Annotated in this window: 16 protein-coding genes and 1 pseudogene; 13 read left to right on the forward strand and 4 right to left on the reverse strand. The window is 65.4% G+C overall.

Features of this window, described 5'->3' with window-relative positions:
• Positions 1 to 30 precede the first annotated feature (30 nt).
• The 5 genes from oxlT (AC1Q6V_RS26460) (at position 31) to AC1Q6V_RS26480 (ending at position 7,442) form a co-directional block, all read left to right on the forward strand.
• Positions 31 to 1,374, forward strand: a complete 1,344-nt coding sequence (gene oxlT / locus AC1Q6V_RS26460) for an oxalate/formate MFS antiporter (RefSeq protein ID WP_454750927.1) — start codon at positions 31 to 33, stop codon at positions 1,372 to 1,374.
• Positions 1,375 to 1,959: 585 nt separating this feature from the next.
• Positions 1,960 to 3,699, forward strand: coding sequence for an oxalyl-CoA decarboxylase (gene oxc / locus AC1Q6V_RS26465; protein ID WP_010810216.1), 1,740 nt, complete (start codon positions 1,960 to 1,962; stop codon positions 3,697 to 3,699).
• A gap of 42 nt (positions 3,700 to 3,741) precedes the next feature.
• Entirely contained in the window at positions 3,742 to 4,992 is a 1,251-nt protein-coding gene (frc, locus tag AC1Q6V_RS26470) for a formyl-CoA transferase (protein ID WP_010810215.1), read from the forward strand.
• A gap of 155 nt (positions 4,993 to 5,147) precedes the next feature.
• Positions 5,148 to 5,585: a PAS domain-containing protein gene (locus AC1Q6V_RS26475; protein WP_011617422.1), complete on the forward strand. Its 438-nt coding sequence runs from the start codon at positions 5,148 to 5,150 to the stop codon at positions 5,583 to 5,585.
• A 279-nt stretch (positions 5,586 to 5,864) separates the two neighbouring features.
• Complete coding sequence (locus tag AC1Q6V_RS26480) at positions 5,865 to 7,442, forward strand: AMP-binding protein (protein WP_492344503.1); 1,578 nt, start codon at positions 5,865 to 5,867, stop codon at positions 7,440 to 7,442.
• Positions 7,443 to 7,448: 6 nt separating this feature from the next.
• On the opposite strand, the gene AC1Q6V_RS26485 is transcribed toward AC1Q6V_RS26480, so the two are convergent.
• Positions 7,449 to 8,054, reverse strand: coding sequence for a TetR/AcrR family transcriptional regulator (locus AC1Q6V_RS26485; protein ID WP_010810212.1), 606 nt, complete (start codon positions 8,052 to 8,054; stop codon positions 7,449 to 7,451).
• A 253-nt stretch (positions 8,055 to 8,307) separates the two neighbouring features.
• Between AC1Q6V_RS26485 and AC1Q6V_RS26490 the strand changes: the two are divergent.
• Together AC1Q6V_RS26490 and AC1Q6V_RS26495 are read left to right on the forward strand one after the other, a co-directional pair.
• A pseudogene (locus AC1Q6V_RS26490) lies at positions 8,308 to 8,585 on the forward strand (type II toxin-antitoxin system RelE/ParE family toxin).
• Positions 8,586 to 8,596: 11 nt separating this feature from the next.
• Positions 8,597 to 8,914 carry a HigA family addiction module antitoxin gene (locus tag AC1Q6V_RS26495; RefSeq protein ID WP_454750925.1) on the forward strand — a complete coding sequence of 106 codons (318 nt, stop codon included), beginning with the start codon at positions 8,597 to 8,599 and terminating at the stop codon, positions 8,912 to 8,914.
• 65 nt (positions 8,915 to 8,979) lie between these two features.
• Here AC1Q6V_RS26495 and AC1Q6V_RS26500 read toward each other — a convergent pair whose 3' ends face one another.
• Positions 8,980 to 9,285, reverse strand: coding sequence for an HAD family hydrolase (locus AC1Q6V_RS26500; protein ID WP_010810209.1), 306 nt, complete (start codon positions 9,283 to 9,285; stop codon positions 8,980 to 8,982).
• 104 nt (positions 9,286 to 9,389) lie between these two features.
• Positions 9,390 to 10,331 (reverse strand): LysR family transcriptional regulator, encoded by a 942-nt coding sequence (locus AC1Q6V_RS26505; RefSeq protein ID WP_010810208.1) that lies wholly within the window; start codon positions 10,329 to 10,331, stop codon positions 9,390 to 9,392.
• Between the two features lie 318 nt (positions 10,332 to 10,649).
• Here AC1Q6V_RS26505 and AC1Q6V_RS26510 point away from each other — a divergent pair, with 318 nt between their 5' ends.
• The 6 genes from AC1Q6V_RS26510 to AC1Q6V_RS26535 all read left to right on the forward strand — a co-directional run bounded on the left by AC1Q6V_RS26510 (position 10,650) and on the right by AC1Q6V_RS26535 (position 19,840).
• On the forward strand, positions 10,650 to 11,573 hold the full coding sequence (locus AC1Q6V_RS26510; protein WP_010810207.1) for a LysR family transcriptional regulator: 924 nt from the start codon (positions 10,650 to 10,652) through the stop codon (positions 11,571 to 11,573).
• Positions 11,574 to 11,720: 147 nt separating this feature from the next.
• Positions 11,721 to 11,939, forward strand: coding sequence for a hypothetical protein (locus AC1Q6V_RS26515; protein WP_010810206.1), 219 nt, complete (start codon positions 11,721 to 11,723; stop codon positions 11,937 to 11,939).
• 679 nt (positions 11,940 to 12,618) lie between these two features.
• Positions 12,619 to 13,938 carry an oxalate/formate MFS antiporter gene (gene oxlT, locus AC1Q6V_RS26520; RefSeq protein ID WP_010810205.1) on the forward strand — a complete coding sequence of 440 codons (1,320 nt, stop codon included), beginning with the start codon at positions 12,619 to 12,621 and terminating at the stop codon, positions 13,936 to 13,938.
• Positions 13,939 to 14,118: 180 nt separating this feature from the next.
• A complete protein-coding gene (locus AC1Q6V_RS26525) occupies positions 14,119 to 15,828 on the forward strand; it encodes an NADH-ubiquinone oxidoreductase-F iron-sulfur binding region domain-containing protein (protein ID WP_011617418.1) in 1,710 nt (569 codons plus the stop codon).
• 9 nt (positions 15,829 to 15,837) lie between these two features.
• A complete protein-coding gene (fdhF, locus tag AC1Q6V_RS26530) occupies positions 15,838 to 18,654 on the forward strand; it encodes a formate dehydrogenase subunit alpha (protein WP_454750924.1) in 2,817 nt (938 codons plus the stop codon).
• 169 nt (positions 18,655 to 18,823) lie between these two features.
• Positions 18,824 to 19,840 carry a zinc-binding alcohol dehydrogenase family protein gene (locus AC1Q6V_RS26535; RefSeq protein WP_010810202.1) on the forward strand — a complete coding sequence of 339 codons (1,017 nt, stop codon included), beginning with the start codon at positions 18,824 to 18,826 and terminating at the stop codon, positions 19,838 to 19,840.
• Positions 19,841 to 19,917: 77 nt separating this feature from the next.
• On the opposite strand, the gene AC1Q6V_RS26540 is transcribed toward AC1Q6V_RS26535, so the two are convergent.
• On the reverse strand, positions 19,918 to 20,211 hold the full coding sequence (locus AC1Q6V_RS26540) for a GYD domain-containing protein (protein ID WP_010810201.1): 294 nt from the start codon (positions 20,209 to 20,211) through the stop codon (positions 19,918 to 19,920).
• Positions 20,212 to 20,321: the final 110 nt, after the last annotated feature.

Consider the following 20,321-nt stretch of genomic DNA (forward strand, 5'->3'; position numbering starts at 1 on the left):
ACAAACAAGCAGTACCAGGAGACAAGACAGATGGCGCAATTTGAAGTATCGGCCACGGCCGGTCACGGCAACGTGAACGGCCGCGGCCTGCAGAACCGTTGGATCCAGCTTGCAATTGGCGTGGTGTGCATGGGGCTGGTGGCGAATCTGCAGTACGGCTGGACCCTCTTCGTGTCACCGATGGACGCCAAGCATCACTGGGGCGCGTCCGCCATCCAGGTGGCATTCTCCATTTTCATCGTGACGGAAACCTGGCTGGTGCCGCTGGAGGGCTGGCTGGTGGACAAGTTTGGCCCGCGCCCGGTAGTGGCGGGCGGGGCGATCTGCGCGGGCCTGGCATGGGTGATGAATGCCTATGCGACCACGCTGCCGGAACTGTATGCGGCCGCGGTGATTGCCGGCATCGGCGCGGGCGGTGTCTATGGGACCTGCGTCGGCAACGCGCTGAAGTGGTTCCCGGACAAGCGCGGCCTCGCGGCCGGACTGACGGCGGCGGGTTTCGGCGCGGGCGCGGCCATTACGGTGATCCCCATCGCCAACATGATCCAGAGCTCGGGCTATGAAAAGGCCTTCCTGACCTTCGGCATCCTGCAGGGCGTGTGCATCTTCGTGCTGGCACTGCTGCTGGTGAAGCCCAGGCCGCCCAAGGGCGCGGTGGCGGCCAAGGCGGTACTGACCAACCCGGTCGAGTTCTCGCCGGGGCAGATGGTGAAGACGCCGGTGTTCTGGCTGATCTACGTGAGCTTTGTCGCGGTGGCGGCGGGGGGGATCATGGCGACGGCGCAGCTCGGGCCCATCGCCAAGGACTATGGCTTCGCCTCGATGCCGGTGACGATGCTGGGCATGACGCTGCCGCTGCTGACCATGACCTTGTCGATCGACAACCTGTGCAATGGCTTTACGCGGCCCTTGTGCGGTTTCCTGTCGGACAAGTTCGGGCGCGAGAACACCATGTTCGTGATCTTCGTCGGCGAGGGGCTGGCGCTGCTCGGGCTGATGCAGATGGGGCACAACCCGTACTGGTTCATGTTCTTCGCGGCGCTGACCTTCCTGTTCTGGGGCGAGATCTTCTCGATTTTCCCGGCCTTGTGCGCCGATACCTTCGGCAGCAAATTCGCCGCGGCCAATGCCGGCACCCTGTACACGGCGAAGGGCACGGCGGCGATGGTGGTGCCGCTGGCATCGATCCTGTCGGCGCATGGCGGCTGGGGAGCCGTGTTCTCGGTGGCGGCGGTGGTGACGATTGCGGCAGGGATCTCGGCCAAGGTGTTGCTGGCGCCCATGCGCAAGCGCTTTATCACCGGGCATGCCGAGGCAGTGCGCGTGTCCGACACCGCGTTCCTGGCTGGCATTTCGCCGCGTCAGGGGGAGTAATCCCGGGCTGAAGGGTAGAGGGGGAGCCTGGCGTAGGCTGCCGGGCTTCCGGAGCGGGGGCAGGACATTCCCATTAGTGGGCGCGCTGGTGTTCGCGGAGGACGCCAGTGCGCGGCAATGTGTTCCAGAGAGCCATAAAGCCGCTGGAATTTTTGGTATGTAGTATATCTTCATGCATGATCCCGGCGAGATTTCCAGGCTTCGACATGGCCCGGAAATCTGTGCCGATTGCGCATGAATCGCGTGCTTTCAGAAATTACGCTGATTTAGCCGTAGTTGCCTGCAAAATTGCTGCGCCGCATCGACGAAACTTGAAGGGCTAGGGGAAATTCTTCTTGCTTCGTTCTGATATATCACATACCGTATGTCATCAAGATCGAGTGAAACGATCGGGCGCCGCAAGGCATACGGGTAGCAACAGCGAAGGGCGAGAAGGCGAGAGTGCCCCGCCCCGTAAAGAGTTCAACGAGGAGACCAAGACATGTCCGAAGTCGTCGAAGCCAAGCGGGTCGGGAGCACCACGCGGAAGACACCCTGAATTAGAAGAATTCCAACCCCAGTCAATTTGTATAGAAGGAATCAACCATGGCAGAAGTCGGAAACGAACTGCAGCGTCACGCCACGGAAGAACATCAGGCACAAACCGATGGTTTTCATCTGGTCATCGACGCGCTGAAGCTGAACGGCATCGAGAACATCTACGGTCTGCCCGGCATTCCGGTCACCGATCTGGCCCGTCTGGCACAGGCCAACGGCATGCGCGTCATCAGCTTCCGTCACGAGCAGAACGCAGGCAACGCAGCAGCGATTGCCGGCTTTCTCACCCAAAAGCCGGGCGTTTGCCTGACCGTTTCTGCGCCGGGCTTCCTGAACGGGCTGACGGCGCTGGCGCATGCGACCACCAACTGCTTCCCGATGATCCTGATCAGCGGCTCGAGCGAGCGCGAGATCGTCGATTTGCAGCAGGGTGACTACGAAGAGATGGACCAGCTGGCCATCGCCCGTCCGCACGCCAAGGCTGCCTTCCGCGTGCTGCACGCTGAAGACATTGGTGTCGGGATTGCGCGTGCCATTCGTGCCGCCGTGTCGGGCCGTCCGGGCGGTGTGTACCTGGACCTGCCGGCCAAGCTGCTGGGCCAGTCGATGGAAGCCGAGAAGGGCCGCAAGTCGCTGATCAAGGTGGTGGATCCGGCCCCGCGCCAACTGCCTGCACCGGACTCGATCGACCGTGCCGTCGCGCTGCTGAAGAGCGCCAAGCGCCCGCTGATCCTGCTGGGCAAGGGTGCCGCGTACGCACGCGCCGAAGCGGATATCCGCACGCTGGTCGAGAAGACGGGCATTCCGTACCTGCCGATGTCGATGGCCAAGGGCCTGCTGCCCGATACGCATCCGCAATCGGCCTCGGCCGCACGCTCGTATGTGCTGGCTGAAGCTGACGTGGTGTTGCTGGTCGGCGCCCGCCTGAACTGGCTGCTGTCGCATGGCAAGGGCAAGACCTGGGGCAAGCCGAAGCAATTCATCCAGATCGACATCGCGGCGACCGAGATGGACAGCAACGTCGCCATCGCCGCGCCGGTAGTGGGTGACATTGGTTCGTGCGTGTCGGCGATCCTCGACAAGGTCGGCAATGACTTTGCCAAGCCGGGCGCCGAGTGGCTGAACGCGGTGGCCGACCGCAGGGACACGAACCTGGCGAAGATGGCCGAGACCCTGGCCAGGTCCAAGGATGTCTCGCCGATGAACTTCCACGGCGCGCTGAACGTGCTGAAGGATGTGGTCAAGGCCAACCCGGGCATCTCGTTCGTCAACGAAGGCGCCAACACGCTGGACTACGCCCGTGCCGTGATCGACATGTACGAGCCGCGCAAGCGCCTGGACGTAGGCACCTGGGGCGTGATGGGCGTGGGCATGGGCTACGCGGTCGCCGCGGCGGTCGAGACCAGCAAGCCGGTGCTGGCGCTGTGCGGTGACAGTGCGTTCGGTTTCTCGGGCATGGAAGTCGAGACGATCTGCCGTTACAACCTGCCGGTCTGCATCGTCATTTTCAACAACAACGGCGTCTACAAGGGCATCGACGTGAATCCGACCGGCGGCAAGGATCCGGCGGTCACGACGTTCGTCCCGGGCGCGCGCTACGACAAGATGATGGAAGCGTTCGGTGGCGTCGGCCGCAACGTCACCACGCCGGCGGAACTCGAGGCTGCGGTGAACGAAGCCCTGCGCTCGGGCAAGCCCACGCTGGTCAACGCTGTCATCGATCCGGCTGCTGGCACGGAAAGCGGTCGTCTGACCAATCTGAATCCGCAAAGCTCGGCCAAGAAGTAATTCACCCGAATTTCACCCCTCTGATCCAATAGGAGAACGAAAGTGAACCTCCCACTCAACGGCATCAAGATCATCGACTTCACGCACGTCCAGGCCGGTCCCGCCTGCACGCAGCTTCTCGCGTGGTTCGGTGCGGACGTGATCAAGGTCGAGCGCCCCGGTTCCGGCGACGTGACGCGCACCCAGCTGCGCGACATCCCGGATGTCGATGCCCTGTACTTCACCATGCTCAACAGCAACAAGCGCAGCCTGACGCTGGATACCAAGAAGCCGGAAGGCAAGAAGATCCTGGAGCAGCTGATCCGCGAGTCGGACGTGCTGGTCGAGAACTTCGGCCCGGGCGCGCTGGACCGCATGGGGTTCTCGTGGGAACGCATCAACGAACTGAACCCGAAGATGATCGTGGCTTCGGTCAAGGGCTTCAGCGACGGCCACCACTATGAAGACCTGAAGGTCTACGAGAACGTGGCCCAGTGCGCCGGCGGCGCGGCCTCGACCACCGGCTTCTGGGATGGCCCGCCGACGGTGTCCGCCGCGGCGCTGGGCGATTCCAACACCGGCATGCACCTGGCCATCGGCATCCTCACCGCGCTGATCGGCCGCGACAAGACCGGCAAGGGCCAGAAGGTGGCTGTGTCGATGCAGGATGCGGTGCTGAACCTGTGCCGGGTCAAGCTGCGCGACCAGCAGCGCCTGGACCGCCTGGGCTACCTGGAGGAGTACCCGCAGTATCCGCACGGCAGCTTCAGCGACGTGGTGCCGCGCGGCGGCAACGCGGGCGGCGGCGGCCAGCCGGGCTGGGTGCTGAAGTGCAAGGGGTGGGAAACCGACCCCAACGCCTATATCTACTTCACCATCCAGGGCCATGCCTGGGAGCCGATCTGCAAGGCGCTGGGCAAGCCGGAATGGATTTCCGATCCCAACTACGCCACCGCCAAGGCTCGCCAGCCGCATATCTTCGATATCTTCAACACCATCGAGGAATGGCTGGCCGACAAGACCAAGTACGAGGCCGTGGACATCCTGCGCAAGTTCGACATCCCGTGCTCGCCGGTGCTGTCGATGAAGGAAATCGCCGCCGATCCGTCGCTGCGCGCCAGCGGCAGCATCACCGAGGTGCCGCACAAGGAGCGCGGTACCTACCTGACGGTGGGCAGCCCGATCAAGTTCTCCGACCTCAAGCCGGAGATCACCGGGTCGCCACTGCTGGGCGAGCATAGCGAAGAGGTGCTGGCCGGCCTGGGCTACGGCGCGGACGACATCAAGCGCCTGCGCGAGTCCCAGGTGATCTGACGCTGCCCGCCGGCACTTGTGGCCGGAGTGTACGCCGGGGTCTCGCGCATAGCGGGCCCCGGCGTTTTTGCTTGCAGCGTGGCCATGTGGCACGCTACCTTGATGGCCATGACAGGCTGGCGCCGACCGGCCCTGGGAATAACGAGGGAATCCCCATGACAGACCAGATCGATTACGCGCAACTGGTGTCCGCCATCGGCGACGCCATCATCATCTCCGACGCCAAGGGCGCCATCACGCTATGGAATCCCGCCGCCGAGCGCATGTTCGGCTTTACCCAGGCCGAGGCCATGGGCAAGTCGCTCGACCTGATCATCCCTGAGCGCCTGCGCGGGCGGCACTGGGAGGGCTACGGCAAGACCATGGCGACCGGCATCACGCGCTACGGCCACGACCTGCTCAAGGTGCCCGCGGTCGACAAGGACGGCAAGGCCATGTCGATCGCCTTCACCGTGGCGCTGCTCAAGGATGATGCGGGCGCCATCACCGGCATCGTCGCCGTGATCCGCGACGAGACCGTGCGCTTCCAGGAGGAGCGGGCGCTGAAGAAGCGGCTGGTGGAGCTGGAAAACCAGGTCAAGGAACAGGCCTGAGGCGCGTGCCATTTCCGTGATCCCGGACCAGCCGCGCAGCGCGTCGGCCCGGTGGCCAGGCCTGGTCCTGGCCGTTTCCTGTTTGCGCGGCGGCCCCGGCCGGGGCCGCCGCGCAGGTCTCGATTGTCCCCCGAGTTTTCCCGAATAGGTGGCCGGCATGCACTTCCAGCGCCGCTTTGGCGTAGCCGATCGTGGTCTTTTCGGTACCAAAAGCGTTGACTGAGTACCGAATGCCTCCTACATTGGGAGCCCTGACAAAGACAGATCCGAGGAGACAACATGAGCCGTCAAGCTTCGGCCGCTGCGGTAGTCCATGGCGGCGCTACGGTGGGCCAGCTCTATGCGGCCGCGCTGCGTGCCAGGCCCGGCGTGCCCGCCATCGTCGGCGACGACACCACGCTGAGCTATGAGGCGCTCGCGCGGCAGTGCGCGCGCGTCGCGCGGCTGTTTGCCGCCCGCGGCCTGGCGCGCCAGGATGCCGTGGCCTTCCTGGTGGGCAACCGCGCCGAAGCGGTCGCCGCCATCATCGCCGCGCAGCTGGCCGGGCTGAAGAATGTGTCGCTGCATCCGATGGCATCGGAAGCGGATCACGCCTTCGTGCTGCAGGATGCCGGGGTGCGGGCGCTGGTGGTGGACAACGCCCGCTTCACCGAGCGCGCGCGCGTGCTGGCAGCTGGCGCCGGCCTGCAGGTCCTGCCGCTGGACGATGGCGAGTTCGGGCCTGGCCTGGCCAATGCGGCGGCTGCGTTCGATGACACGCCCGTGGTTCCCGGCGACGACCCCACGGAAATCAGCCGGCTGGCCTATACCGGCGGCACCACTGGCCGTTCCAAGGGCATCCTGCATACGCACCGGACCACGGTGACGGTGCTGCAGTACATGCTGGCCAGCTACGAATGGCCGGCGCAGATCCGCTATCTGGTGACCACGCCGATCTCGCATGCGTCCGGCAGCCTGTTCCTGCCGACGCTGCTGCGCGGCGGCACCATCTACCTGTGCGACAAGTTCAGTCCCGCCGATTTCCTGCGACGCGTGGCCGAACAACGGATCAACCTGACCTTTTTGGTGCCCACGCAGATCTATGGCCTGCTCGATTGCGACGGGCTGGACGCGGCCGACCTGTCCAGCCTGGAGCTGGTGCTCTACGGCGCGGCGCCGATCGCGCCGGTGCGTCTCGCTGACGCGCTGCGCCGCATCGGCCCGGTGTTCGGACAGGTCTATGGCCAGGCTGAAGTGCCGATGTGCATCAGCTACCTGAGCCAGCGCGACCACGATCCGGACAACCCCGAGCGCCTGCGCTCGTGCGGCAAGGTGATCCCGGGCAACCAGGTCAAGCTGCTGGACCCCGACCTGCGTGAAGTCGCGCCGGGCGAGGTGGGCGAGCTGTGCGTGCGCGGTCCGCTGGTGATGGAAGGCTACCTGAACCGGCCCGAGGAAGACGCCAAGGTCTTTGCCGGCGACTGGCTGCATACCGGCGACATGGCCCGTTGCGACAGCGAGGGCTTCCTGTACATCGTCGACCGCGCCAAGGACATGATCATCAGCGGCGGCTTCAACGTGTACCCGAGCGAGGTGGAGCATTGCCTGGCGCTGCACCCGGCCATCGCCATGTCCGCGGTGATCGGCATCCCCGACCCCAAGTGGGGCGAGGCGGTCACCGCCGTGGTCGTGGCACGGCCCGGTGCCGCGCTTACCGAGGCCGACGTGATCGGCCACGTGACGCAGCACAAGGGCGTGGTCAATGCGCCCAAGCAGGTGGTGTTCGTGGATGAGCTGCCGCTGACCGCGCTGGGCAAGATCGACCGCAAGGCCATCCGCGGCCGCTACTGGGGCGGCCAGGAGAGGCAGGTGGCCTGAGCGCGGTTACCTTCCGGCGTGCGGCTGGGACGAGCGCGCGCCGGTGTCCGCGCGGCACAGCAGGCCGTTCAGGATGATCTCGTAGAACTCGCTGAAGGCATCGCCGATCTTCAGGCCGGTTTCCTTCAGGAACTGCTGGTTGCGCAGCCGGTGCGCGGCGCCCAGGATCGCTTCGGAAACCAGCCGCGGATTGTGCGGCGCCATCAGCCCTTGCCGCATGCCTGCCTCGAGCAGGCTCTCAAGCCCGCGCACGCGCGCCAGCTGGTAGTCGTCGAATGCCGCCCGGCCGCTGTCGATCGCATCCAGGTCCGCCAGCGCGGCCTTGCTCAGTCCCGATGTGTTGAGCGCGGCATGCAGGTAGGCGGACACTGCCCGCGCCGCATCGCTTTCGCGGCGCGCCGCGGCAAAGCCCCTTTCCAGGTTGTCAGCGAGCACGTCGCGGCAGATGCCGACGAACAGCGCCTCCTTGGTCGGCGCGATCTCGTACAGGCGCCGCCGTGAGCAGCGCATGCGTCGGGCAATCTCGCCGATGGTCAGCGACGACACGCCTTCGGTGCTCAGCAGCCGGGTCAGTTCGTGGGCAAATTCTTCGTCGGTGCGTCGAGTCGGCATGAAACGGGTGGCAAGCCGGGCAAGTGGCGGGCGCGTGAGTGTTGATGCCGAATCTTACGACGACTGCGCCCGGGCCGGCATGGCAATGGATCCATGCCGGCCGGCACATCGCCAGCTCCCCCAGGCGCGGAATGAGTAATGGCTCAAAAGCAGCCGCCGACTGGTTTCCCAGTGCGCTTCAGGTGATAGAGTCCGTCCCCGGCAACGCAAGCAAGCTTCTAACGCTTATACATTCTTTGCTACCTGGAAATCGATGATCAAGAGTTTCGCCCATGCGGGCCTCAAACGTTTCTTCGAGACTGGCTCCAAGGCGGGAATCCAGCCGCATCACGCGCAGAGATTGCGCAATCAGCTCGGTGCGCTGGATCACGCCACGAGACCCCGGGACATGGGGGTGCCAGGTTGGAAGCTGCATCAACTGGGCGGCGACATGTCCGGCCCTGGTCTGTCAGCGTCAATGGCAACTGGCGGCTGACATTCATGTTCGACGGCATCGACGTCATCGTCGTCGATTACCAGGACTACCACTGAAGGACTTCATCATGACGCGCATGCACAACCCGCCGCACCCCGGCGCGGTGCTGGCCGATTGGCTCACTGGCATGGACGATATGACCATTACGGCGTTCGCCGCGCACATCAGCGTGACGCGCGCAACGCTCTCGCGCATCCTGAATGGTCATGCATCGATCACGCCGGATATTGCCATTCGCCTGGAAGAAGCCCTGGGCGCGAGCCGCGAGATGTGGGGCGGCATGCAGATGGCATACGACCTCTGGGTCGCGGCGCAAAGGCCGCGCAAGCGCATCAAACGGCTGCCCCGCCCCGCAGGTAAGGCAGCGGAGGCCGACCTCGCCTGAGGGACATGCGGGCCAGGCAAAAAGGCGAGGCCGCTCGCGCGCCTCGCCGTGAACCGAGCGGCCCTTCAGTTGAGATGACCGACCGCGCGCAGGTATTCGTTCTTCTTCTCGAAGATCAGCGCGCTCAGAAAGGCGGCGTCATAGGCGGCCAGCAGGTGCGCGTGGTGTTCTTCGATATAGCGGGCCACGCGCGCCTTCTCGCATTCGATGCCGCACAGCCATTCATACATCTCGGCGTCCCAGCGGAAGCGCAGGCCCAGCTCGATAAACGCGGCGTTGTAGGCGGCGAGCTGGGTGTCGCGCGGAATGGGTTGGTTATCGGTGCCGACCGTGATGGCAGCCTGGCTGCTTTCCTGCTGGACCTGGTTCATGCTCGTCTCCTCAGATGCGCTGTAGCGGTTGGGTTGAGACAAGCATAGGGACCGCGGATGATTTACGATAATTAAAGTTTCATAGCGAAACCATAATCAATTGTTTATGCATTCTGACTGATCAAACCTTCCACCCCGGTAATCCGCTCGATCAGTCCCGCGCCTTCCTCCATCAGGAACTGCTTGAACGCCAGCGCCACCGGTGGCAGCCGCTTGTTCTTGCGGTGCACCACATACCAGTTGAGCATCACCGGGAAGCCCTCGATGTCCAGCACCGCGAGCTTGCCGGCCTGCAATTCCAGGCCGACCGTGTGCGCCGACAGGAAGGCGATGCCCATATTGGCGATCACGGCCTGCTTGATGGTCTCGGTGCTCTTGATCTCCATCGCGATGCGCATGTTCGACAGACGCCCGGCAAAGCCCTCCTGCATTGAATTCCAGGTATCCGAGCCTTTCTCGCGTGAAACGAAGGCTTCATCAGCCAGCTCGGCCAGCGGGATATTGCGCTGTCCGACCAGCGGGTGGGTGGGCGCAGCCACGATGACATAGGGATGGGGGGCGAAGGCCTCGTTGATGGTGTCCATGCCTTCGGGCGGACGCACCATCACCGCCAGGTCGGTCAGGTTGCCGGCCAGCTGGTGCAGCAATTCCTCGCGGTTATGCACGGCAAGGTTCAGCGTCACGCCTTCATGGCGGTTCATGAACTCGGCCAGCAGGCGCGGAAAGAAATAGTCGCCGGCGCTGATCACCGCCACGTTGAGCCGGCCGCCGGAGATGCCCTTGAGCTGGGACATGGCGTCTTCGGCCTCGCGGAACTGCTGGATGATGCTGCGACTGTAATGCAGCATCTCGTGGCCCGCCGGGGTCAGGTAGATCTTCTTGCCCAACTGCTCGAACAGGGGCAGCCCCACGTGGTGCTCCAGCTGGCGCACCTGGGTCGATACCGCGGGCTGCGTCAGGTGCAGTTCCTCGGCAGCCCGTGAAAAGCTCATATGGCGGGCAACGGTCTCAAAGACCTTCAACTGCCGCAGTGTGGCGTTCCTCATCCTCGTCCCGTGCAATATATAAACGATTGGCTATATAAACGATAAAAAACTTTATGCAGTGCTGATCTTAGATTCAAGTAGCATCAATCGTCGGATTTGCCTGCCCCGCCCCGAATCCGGCTCTCCGGCTTGCGCCAGGAGCCCGCCAATGGCCACAAGCATGGCCGATAACAACGATGGCTGCCTACAGCCACGACAAAAAATACACAAGGAGACTACCGTGACCGGACTGAATGCAACGGTGCGTGCAACGCGGCACCCCGCCATGCCTGAAGAGGCCCGTCGCAGCCACGCCGATGCGGGGCAGGGGGGCAGGTCGTGAATATCTCGCTCCCCCAACTGAAGGCCTTCGCCGCAGTGGCGCGGCACAAGAGCTTTACGCGTGCCTCGGTTGAACTGGGCCTGACGCAATCCGCGGTCAGCCGCAGCGTGCGTGAACTGGAAGATGAGATCGACCAGCGCCTGTTCGACCGTACCACGCGCCAGGTGGAACTGACCGATGCCGGCCAGCACCTGTCGCAGCGCATCTGCCACCTGATCGAAGAGGTCGAGCAGACCCTGCGCGACAGCCAGAGCGCCAGCCGTCCGTGCCAGGGCCTGGTGCAGATCGCTTCGGATCCGGTGCTCAGCTCGATGTCGGTGCCGACCTGGCTGGCCGGCTGCCGGCAAGCGTGGCCGGCGATTGCCATCCACCTGAAGGACCGCTCGCAGGAGTCGGTGCTGCAAAGCGTGCGCAGCGGCGAGGTGGACTTCGGCATTGCCACCGATCCGAAGCCAACCGACGACCTCTATTGTGAACCGCTGTGCGTCGATGCCTACCACGCCGTCCTGCCCGCCCAGCACCCGCTGGCGATGCGCGACGCGGTAGGGTGGGGCGACCTGAGCGATGCCCGCGTGCTGGCCCTGGACCAGCAGTGCGGCATGCAGCCCGCGGTGGAGAAGGCGCTCAGCAGCTATCACGTGCGCGCGGGCTCGCTGCAGTTGCTCGGCCACTTTGCAGCGGTGTTCGGCATGGTGGCGCTGGGCCTTGGCATCGGCGTGGTGCCGTCGCGTGCCCAGGTGGGCGGCATGAATCCGGCGGCGGTGATGCGGCCGCTGCGTCCGCAGGTGACTTCCACGGTGATGCTGGTTCGGCGCAAGAGCCGCTCGCTCAAGCCCAATGCCGCGGCAATCTGGGATGCCTTGCGTGGCCAGGAATATCAGGAGTCGCCGGTGGTGCATCGAAAAACCACCATGGTGTGAGGCAATCGGCTCATCAGGGGGCATGGGGCGGGCATTCGTTGTATTAGTGCAAAACTTCTATTGATATATTACATACAGGATATTTACACATAGTGCGGTGCAGCATATAATGAAAACTCCTGATCACAACGCTATTGGAGTTTTCAAATGGAAGTCGCTCTTCTCTTCGCTCTTGGCCTGGGCCTGATTGCTGCCGGTGCCGGCGTGACCACGCTGCTGGCCACGCGCCTGCCGATGGACGTGCTGGTGACCGCGCAGGAGCACGGTCGCTTTGCCGGCCTGGGCTCGAACCAGGAAGGCGATGGCGTGGGCCGTGCCAGCCCGTCGCGCATCGTGCCCGCTGCCGGTGAACTGGCCTACGCGTAATGCGCGCCGGCGCCATGCGCCATCGCGCTGAACCGCGCAACCAGCAAGGGTTGTAGCGGCCGGCACCCCTTGTGGCAGTACCTCGGTTGATACCTGATCTGCGGCATTCGCCGCGAGCCAGGGCAGGGTTCTGCACGAACCTGCGGCCGCCACCATCTTCCTCCCCGATCGCTGCCAGCGATCGCCCTGCACGACCCCTCTTCCTGCGCCCCGGTTCCAGGCCGGCAGGCTCCCTGCTGTGTCTTTAACGCCGCTTCCGGCGTCGTTCCCAAGCCATACGCGCGTCACCAGACATTAATGTATGCATCTAGGGACTTTCCCCAATTCATCGTTTTCCCGGTTTTTCCGGGGCGCGATCCCCGGCATTCTTGCGGATGCCATCAGTCGGCCGATTAATGTGCCGATGCATGGCAACTCCTTGATTTCCAACGACTCCGGATGCTGTCGGACCGGCCATTGATGCAGTGTGCGCACCAGTCGCACTGCAGCAACGGCCACCCAGGCGTCACTCACCGCGGTCCCATGCTGCAGAGCCGCGACGAATACGCTTGACTTACCTGATATATCACATACCGTATAGCACTAGAACGGCTCAGCTGTTCTTTGACTGAGAGTCACGCAGAGGCGTCTACAGGCGCCCATCTTCCACCTTGGCGGCACGCCGCTATAAGGAGACATCATGGAATTGCAGCAGAGGGAGTCCACGTCGCGCTTTGCGTCGCCGTGGGTGCAACTGGTATTCGGCGTGATCTGCATGGCGATGATCGCCAACATGCAATACGGCTGGACGCTGTTCGTCAACCCGATCGACGACAAGTACCACTGGGGCCGCACCGCGATCCAGGTGGCCTTCACCATCTTCGTCGTGACGGAAACCTGGCTGGTCCCGATTGAAGGCTATCTGGTCGACAAGTACGGCCCGCGTCCGGTAGTGGTGGGCGGCGGCCTGCTGTGCGCCATTGCCTGGGCCCTGAACTCGGTGGCGTCCTCGCTGCCCATGCTTTACTTCGCGGCGGCGATCGGCGGCCTGGGCGCGGGCGCTGTGTATGGCACCTGCGTGGGCAATGCGCTGAAATGGTTTCCCAATCGCCGGGGCCTGGCAGCGGGGATTACCGCAGCCGGTTTCGGCGCGGGCTCGGCGCTGACCGTGGTGCCCATTGCCAACATGATCAAGACTTCGGGCTATGAGGCTGCGTTCCTGTGGTTCGGTCTTGGCCAGGGCCTGATCGTGTTCATCCTGGGCATGGCCCTGTACCCGCCGTCGGCCAAGATCCTGAGCGAGGTCAAGTCCACGCTGAAGGCTGCCGCAACCTACAACGCTTCGCCGCGCGAGGTGCTGAAGTCGCCGATCTTCTGGGTCATGTACGCGATGTTCGTGATGATGGCCGCCGGCGGCCTGATGGCCACCGCCCAGCTCGGCCCGATCGCCAAGGACTTCGGCCTGCACGACGCCCCGATCTCGATCCTCGGCCTGACCTTGCCGGCGCTGACCTTCGCACTGACCATCGACCGCGTGCTCAATGGCCTGACGCGCCCGTTCTTCGGCTGGATCTCCGATCATATCGGCCGTGAACGCACCATGTTCTTTGCCTTCGGGGTCGAGGCCATCGGCATCCTGCTGCTGTCCAAGTACGGCCACCATCCGGTTGCCTTCGTGGTGCTGACAGGCGTGGTGTTCTTTGCCTGGGGTGAGATCTACAGCCTGTTCCCTGCCACCTGCGGCGACACCTTCGGGCCGAAGTTTGCCGCCACCAACGCGGGCCTGCTGTACACCGCCAAGGGCACGGCCGCGCTGCTGGTGCCGTTCTCCAGCGTGATCACCACTGCCACCGGCAGCTGGCATGCGGTCTTCATGGTGGCCTCCGGCATGGCGGCATTGACCGCGGTGATGGCGCTGTTCGTGCTCAAGCCGATGCGCGAGGCCCATGCCCGCAAGTATGTGCATGCCAATGCCTCGGCACCGATGGGCTACCGTACCGTGCCGGAAGACCTGACCTGATGAAGAAAGCAGTACGGCGCCTCCGGCGCCGGCAGGATCCGGACGTGGCGGCTGCGATGCGTGCACAGGCGCCGCGCCCGGTAGCACAATACGAAAAATAGAAAGAGCGACAGGGAGGCGGCCCGCCGGGCGCCTTCCTGATCGCACATCGGATACCCACAAACAGAATCCAGGCACGCCATGAACCAGGTTGTCATTCCTCTCGAGGCGACGGGGCTCGGCCGGCAGCGCAAGCGCCGCCAGCCCAAGGGCCGGCAGGTAGACGCGGCCGCGCTGGCCGAAGTGCGCGTGGCGCTGGGCGACATGCCCCGCCGGCGCGACTTGCTGATCGAACACCTGCACTGCATCAACGACCGCTACGGCCAGCTGGCGATGCCGCACCTGGTGGCGCTGGCCAGCGAACTGCGGCTGTCGATGACCGAGGTCTATGAAGTCGCCACCTTCTACCACCACTTCGACGTGGTACGCGAGGACGCCGACGGCCAGATCGCACCGCCGCCGGCGTTGACCGTGCGCGTATGCGAAGGCATTGCCTGCGAGCTGGCGGGCGCACAGGCGCTGATCGACAAGCTGCCCGCGCTGCTCGGCACTGAAGTGCGCGTGGTGGCCGCGCCCTGCATCGGCCGCTGCGAGAAGGCGCCCGCGGCGCTGGTCGGGCAGAATCCGGTCGACACCGCCACGGCCGAGGCCATCGACGCCGCCGTGCAGGCAAAGGCCGTGCGCCATGCGCCCGAGCCCTATATCGGCTACGACGCTTACCGGAAGGACGGCGGCTATGCCTTGCTGAAGTCCCTCGCCAGCGGCGACCTGGATCCGGCCGCCGTGCTGTGCACGATGGAGGACTCCGGCCTGCGCGGCCTGGGCGGCGCAGGCTTCCCGACCGGGCGCAAATGGCGCATCGTGCAGAACGAGCCCGCGCCCCGGCTGATGGCCATCAACATCGACGAGGGCGAGCCCGGCACCTTCAAGGACCGCGTCTACCTGGAACGCGATCCGCACCGTTTCCTGGAAGGCATGCTGATCGCGGCGACGGTGGTCAACGTGTCAGCGATCTATATCTACCTGCGCGACGAATACGCCGGCTGCCGCGAGCTGCTGGCGGAAGAACTGCAGCGGCTGCAGCAAGACCCGCCAATCCCCGGCCTGCCGACGATCGAACTGCGCCGCGGCGCGGGCGCCTATATCTGCGGCGAAGAGTCGGCCATGATCGAGTCGATCGAAGGCAAGCGCGGCATGCCGCGGCTGCGCCCGCCCTATGTGGCGCAGGTGGGCCTGTTCGGACGGCCCACGCTGGAACACAACTTCGAGACCCTGTACTGGGTGCGCGACATCATCGAGAAGGGCGCCGAGTGGTTTGCCTCGCAGGGGCGCAACGGGCGCAAGGGCCTGCGCTCGTTCTCGGTCTCGGGCCGCGTGAAACGCCCCGGCGTGCACCTGGCACCGGCCGGCATTACCGTGCGCGAGCTGATCGATGAATACTGCGGCGGCATGCTCGACGGCCATGCGTTCTACGGCTACCTGCCGGGTGGGGCCTCGGGCGGCATCCTGCCGGCGTCGATGGGCAATATCCCGCTGGACTTCGACACGCTGCAGCCCTACGGCTGCTTTATCGGCTCGGCCGCGGTGGTGATCCTGTCCGACCAGGACAGCGCCACGCAGGCAGCGCGCAACCTGATGCACTTCTTCAAGCACGAGTCCTGCGGGCAATGCACACCGTGCCGCACCGGCACCGCCAAGACGCTCGACCTGATCCGCCAGCCGAAGTGGGACCTGCCGGCGCTGGATGACCTGTCCGCGGTGATGCGCGATGCATCGATCTGCGGGCTGGGGCAGGCCGCGCCCAATCCCGTCGACTGCGTCATCAAGTACTTCCCGCACGAACTGGCCTGAGAGACTGACATGAATGCACTGACCCGCGCCGAACGCGCGCTTGTCGAATCCGCCGAGCCAGCCGTCACCTTCACGCTCAATGGCCGCGAGGTGAGCGCCCAGCCCGGCGAAAGCCTGCTCAAGGTGGCCCAGCGCGAAGGCTTCGACGTGCCGCACCTGTGCTACAAGGACGGCCTGGAGCCCGCCGGCAACTGCCGCGCCTGCATGGTCGAGATCCAGGGCGAGCGCGTGCTGGCCCCGTCCTGCTGCCGCTATCCCGCCGAGGGCATGCAGGTGCAGACCGAATCCGAGCGCGCCCGCCGCGCTCAGCGCACGGTGCTGGAACTGCTGCAGTCGGACATGCCCGAGACCGACTACACCCGCCACAACGAGCTGGACCAGTGGGCCGCGAAGCTGGAGGTCGGCAAGCCGCGCTTTGCCCCGCGCGAACGCGTGGCGGCGGATTTGTCGCATCCGGCCATCGCCGTCAACCTGGATGCCTGCATCCAGTGCACGCGCTGCCTGCGTGCCTGCCGCGACGAGCAGGTCAACGACGTGATCGGCCTGGCCCTGCGCGGCGACGAAGCCCGCATCGTGTTCGACATGGACGACCCCATGGGCGTGTCGACCTGCGTGGCCTGCGGCGAATGCGTGCAGGCCTGCCCGACCGGTGCGCTGATGCCCGCGCGCGACGCCGCGCTGGCGGTGCCGGACAAGCAGGTGGACTCGGTCTGCCCGTACTGCGGCGTGGGCTGCCAGCTGACCTACAACATCAAGGACAACCGCATCCTGTTCGTGGAAGGGCGCGATGGCCCGGCCAACCACGAGCGGCTGTGCGTGAAGGGCCGCTACGGTTTTGACTACGTGCAGCATCCGCAGCGCCTGACGGTGCCGCTGGTGCGCCGCGAAGGCGTGCCCAAGCAGGGCGATTTCGTCATGGATCCGGACCACGTCATGGACGTGTTCCGCGAGGCCACCTGGGAAGAGGCGCTGGCGCTGGCTGGCGGCAAGCTCGCGCAGATCCGCGACACCCACGGCAAGCGCGCGCTGGCAGGGTTTGGCTCGGCCAAGGGCAGCAATGAAGAGGCCTACCTGTTCCAGAAGCTGGTGCGCACCGGGTTTGGCAGCAACAACGTCGACCACTGCACGCGGCTGTGCCATGCCTCGTCGGTGGCGGCGCTGCTGGAGGGGATCGGCTCGGGCGCGGTATCGAACCCGGTGATGGATGTCGACAAGGCCGAGGTGGTGATCGTGATCGGCGCCAACCCGACCGTGAACCACCCGGTCGCGGCCAGCTGGATCAAGAATGCGGTGAAGAACGGCACCAAGCTGATCGTGGCAGATCCGCGCCGCTCGGACCTGGCGCGCTTTGCCCATCGCTTCATGCAGTTCAAGCCCGATGCCGACGTGGCGCTGCTCAACGCGATGATGCATGTCATCGTCACCGAGGGCCTGGTGGACCAGGACTTCATCGACAGCCGCACCATCGGCTTTGACGAGCTGCAGCGCAATGTCGCGGCGTACAGCCCGGAACTGATGGCGCCGGTGTGCGGCATCGAGGCCGAAGTCATCCGCGAGGTGGCGCGGCTGTATGCCACGTCCAAGGCCTCGATGATCCTGTGGGGCATGGGCGTGTCGCAGCACGTGCACGGCACTGACAACGCGCGCTGCCTGATCGCGCTGGCGCTGATGACCGGCCAGATCGGCCGCCCCGGCACCGGCCTGCATCCGCTGCGCGGCCAGAACAACGTGCAGGGCGCGTCCGATGCCGGCCTGATCCCGATGATGTACCCGGACTACCGCCGCGTGGACGATCCCGTGGCGATCGCCAGCTTCGAGGCGCTGTGGGGCATGCCGCTGGACCGCGAGCCCGGCCTGACCGTGGTCGAGGTGATGCAGGCGATCGAGCGCGGCGAGGTGCGCGGCATGTACATCATGGGTGAGAACCCGGCGATGTCAGACCCCGACGCCGAGCATGCGCGCGAGGCGCTGGCCTCGCTCGACCACCTGGTGGTGCAGGACATCTTCCTGACCGAGACCGCCTACCTGGCCGACGTGGTGCTGCCGGCTTCGGCCTTCCCGGAGAAGACCGGCACCTTCACCAACACCGACCGCACCGTCCAGCTCGGCCGCCAGGCATTGAACCCGCCGGGGCAGGCGCGCCAGGACCTGTGGATCATCCAGCAGATGGCGGCGCAGCTGGGGCTGGACTGGCACTACGACGGCGTGGCCGAGGTCTTCGACGAGATGCGCCAGGCCATGCCCAGCATCGGCGGCGTGACCTGGGAGCGGCTGGAGCGCGAACACGCCGTGACTTATCCGTGCAAGGAAGAGGGCGACCCGGGCGAACCGGTGATCTTTATCGACAGCTTCCCGACCGCCAGCGGCCGGGGGCGCTTCGTGCCGGCCGACATCATCCCGGCAGCCGAGCGGCCCGATATCGACTACCCGATGGTGCTGATCACCGGCCGCCAGCTCGAGCACTGGCACACCGGCAGCATGACGCGGCGCGCCGGCGTGCTGGATGCGATTGAGCCCGATCCGGTGGCGCTGGTGCACCCGCTGGACCTGGACGCGCTGGGCGGCAAGCCGGGCGACGTGGTCACGCTGGCATCGCGCCGCGGCGAAGTCACGCTGTACGCGCGGGCCGACGCCGGCACGCCGCGCGGGGCGGTGTTCGTGCCGTTCTGCTATTACGAGGCGGCGATCAACAAGCTGACCAATGCGGCACTGGACCCCTTCGGCAAGATCCCGGAGTTCAAGTACTGCGCGGTGAAGATGGCACTGGGCGGCGCGCCGCCGGAGCAGTCGAGCTACGGCGGCGGGCAGATCCTGGCGGCGGTGTAGGGCCGACGGCAAGCCCTGGCGGGGCCGTCTGCGCGGGTAGCGCAGGCGGCCCTTTTTGTTGGGTGATTATCCGGAGTTTCGGGAAATTGATTGCTGTAGCTTCCGGCTAATCAAATCAATCGTGACAGGCTACGCTTCGGTTCATTCCCTACACAACCCGGAGCCCGCCATGAAAGCCATCGGCCTGACCCAGTACCTGCCCATCTCCGACCCGCGTTCGCTGCAAGACGTGGAGATCGACATGCCCAGCCCCGGCGGCCGCGACCTGCTGGTGAAGGTTGAGGCCGTCTCGGTCAACCCGGTCGACACCAAGGTGCGCGCGCCCAAGGCGCAGGTAGAGCCCGCGCCGCGCGTGCTGGGCTGGGACGCGGCCGGCACGGTGGCCGCCGTGGGGCCGGAGGTGACCCTGTTCAAGGTCGGCGACCCGGTCTACTACGCGGGCAGCATCACTCGGTCCGGCTCCAACGCCGAGTTCCACCTGGTCGATGAGCGCATCGTCGGCCACAAGCCTGCCTCGCTGGATTTCGCCAACGCGGCGGCGCTGCCGCTGACGGCGATCACCGCCTGGGAGGCTCTGTTCGACCGGCTGGGCATTTCGCCCAATGGGGATCACGCCGGGCGCCCGGTGCTGATCATCGGCGGCGCGGGCGGCGTGGGCTCGATCGGCATCCAGCTGGCCAAGGTGCTGGCCGGGCTGACCGTGATCGCCACCGCGTCGCGGCCCGAGTCGCAGGAATGGTGCCGCCGCCTTGGCGCCGACCATACGGTTGACCATCGTGGCGATCTGCCGGCGCAGCTGAAGGCGCTGGGATTTGCCGAGGTCGACTACATCCTCTGCTTCAACGACATCGACGGGCATTTCCCGGCGATGGCTGAAGTGGTCGCCCCGCAGGGCAAGATCTGCACGATCGTCGCAAATACGCGGCCGTTGCCGGTGGAATTGCTCAAGAACAAGAGCGCCACCTTCGTCTGGGAATTCATGTTCACGCGCGCCATGTACAGCACGCCCGACATGGTCGCGCAGCATCGTCTGCTTAACGAGGTCACGCGGCTGGTCGATGCCGGGCGCCTGCAGACCACGCTGGGCGAGAACCTGGGGCGCATCAATGCGGAGAACCTGCGGCGCGCGCACGCCATGCTGGAAGGCGGGCGCACTATCGGCAAGCTGGTGCTGGAAGGGTTCTGAGCCGGCGTGCCGCGCCCGGCAAACGACAACGCCCGCCGGGATGCCCCGGCGGGCGTTGTGCGTTCCCGGGGCAGGGGTCAGCCCATCTTGCCGAGGATGCTCTGCATCTCGTCGCTATTGAAGGCGCGTAGGGTTTGGGTGCGCACGTTGCCGGCTGCGCCGATGGTCAGCCCGAAGCTGGTCATGGTCTCGTCGTCGGGCGCTTCGACGGTGAGCACGATGTCGTATTCGCCCAGCGTCCAGTAGATGTCTTTCATCTGCACGCCCAGGCGTGCCCCCATCTCGCGCACGGCGGCCGCGCGCTTGGTGGTGTCCTTGACGGTGCGGATGCCCTGGTCGGTGAAGCTGGCTAGCACGATGTAGCGGGTCATGGCGGGACCTCCGGTTATGGTTGGATCGGTCGCCGTCCCGGCGGCGTGCATGGGGCAAGCGGCCGGGGCAGTGGTTCAGGGCTTCGGGGCGTGGCGAGGCGCGAATGGCA

The organism is Cupriavidus sp. GW823-FHT07B10 (assembly GCF_058794355.1).

Bases quoted from the DNA above. Each gene is read 5' to 3' on its own strand.
- oxlT (WP_454750927.1), top strand. From the start codon at position 31: ATGGCGCAATTTGAAGTATCGGCCACGGCCGGTCACGGCAACGTGAAC.
- oxc (WP_010810216.1), top strand. From the start codon at position 1,960: ATGGCAGAAGTCGGAAACGAACTGCAGCGTCACGCCACGGAAGAACAT.
- AC1Q6V_RS26475 (WP_011617422.1), top strand. From the start codon at position 5,148: ATGACAGACCAGATCGATTACGCGCAACTGGTGTCCGCCATCGGCGAC.
- AC1Q6V_RS26480 (WP_492344503.1), top strand. From the start codon at position 5,865: ATGAGCCGTCAAGCTTCGGCCGCTGCGGTAGTCCATGGCGGCGCTACG.
- AC1Q6V_RS26485 (WP_010810212.1), bottom strand. From the start codon at position 8,054: ATGCCGACTCGACGCACCGACGAAGAATTTGCCCACGAACTGACCCGG.
- AC1Q6V_RS26495 (WP_454750925.1), top strand. From the start codon at position 8,597: ATGACGCGCATGCACAACCCGCCGCACCCCGGCGCGGTGCTGGCCGAT.
- AC1Q6V_RS26500 (WP_010810209.1), bottom strand. From the start codon at position 9,285: ATGAACCAGGTCCAGCAGGAAAGCAGCCAGGCTGCCATCACGGTCGGC.
- AC1Q6V_RS26505 (WP_010810208.1), bottom strand. From the start codon at position 10,331: ATGAGGAACGCCACACTGCGGCAGTTGAAGGTCTTTGAGACCGTTGCC.
- AC1Q6V_RS26515 (WP_010810206.1), top strand. From the start codon at position 11,721: ATGGAAGTCGCTCTTCTCTTCGCTCTTGGCCTGGGCCTGATTGCTGCC.
- oxlT (WP_010810205.1), top strand. From the start codon at position 12,619: ATGGAATTGCAGCAGAGGGAGTCCACGTCGCGCTTTGCGTCGCCGTGG.
- AC1Q6V_RS26525 (WP_011617418.1), top strand. From the start codon at position 14,119: ATGAACCAGGTTGTCATTCCTCTCGAGGCGACGGGGCTCGGCCGGCAG.
- fdhF (WP_454750924.1), top strand. From the start codon at position 15,838: ATGAATGCACTGACCCGCGCCGAACGCGCGCTTGTCGAATCCGCCGAG.
- AC1Q6V_RS26535 (WP_010810202.1), top strand. From the start codon at position 18,824: ATGAAAGCCATCGGCCTGACCCAGTACCTGCCCATCTCCGACCCGCGT.
- AC1Q6V_RS26540 (WP_010810201.1), bottom strand. From the start codon at position 20,211: ATGACCCGCTACATCGTGCTAGCCAGCTTCACCGACCAGGGCATCCGC.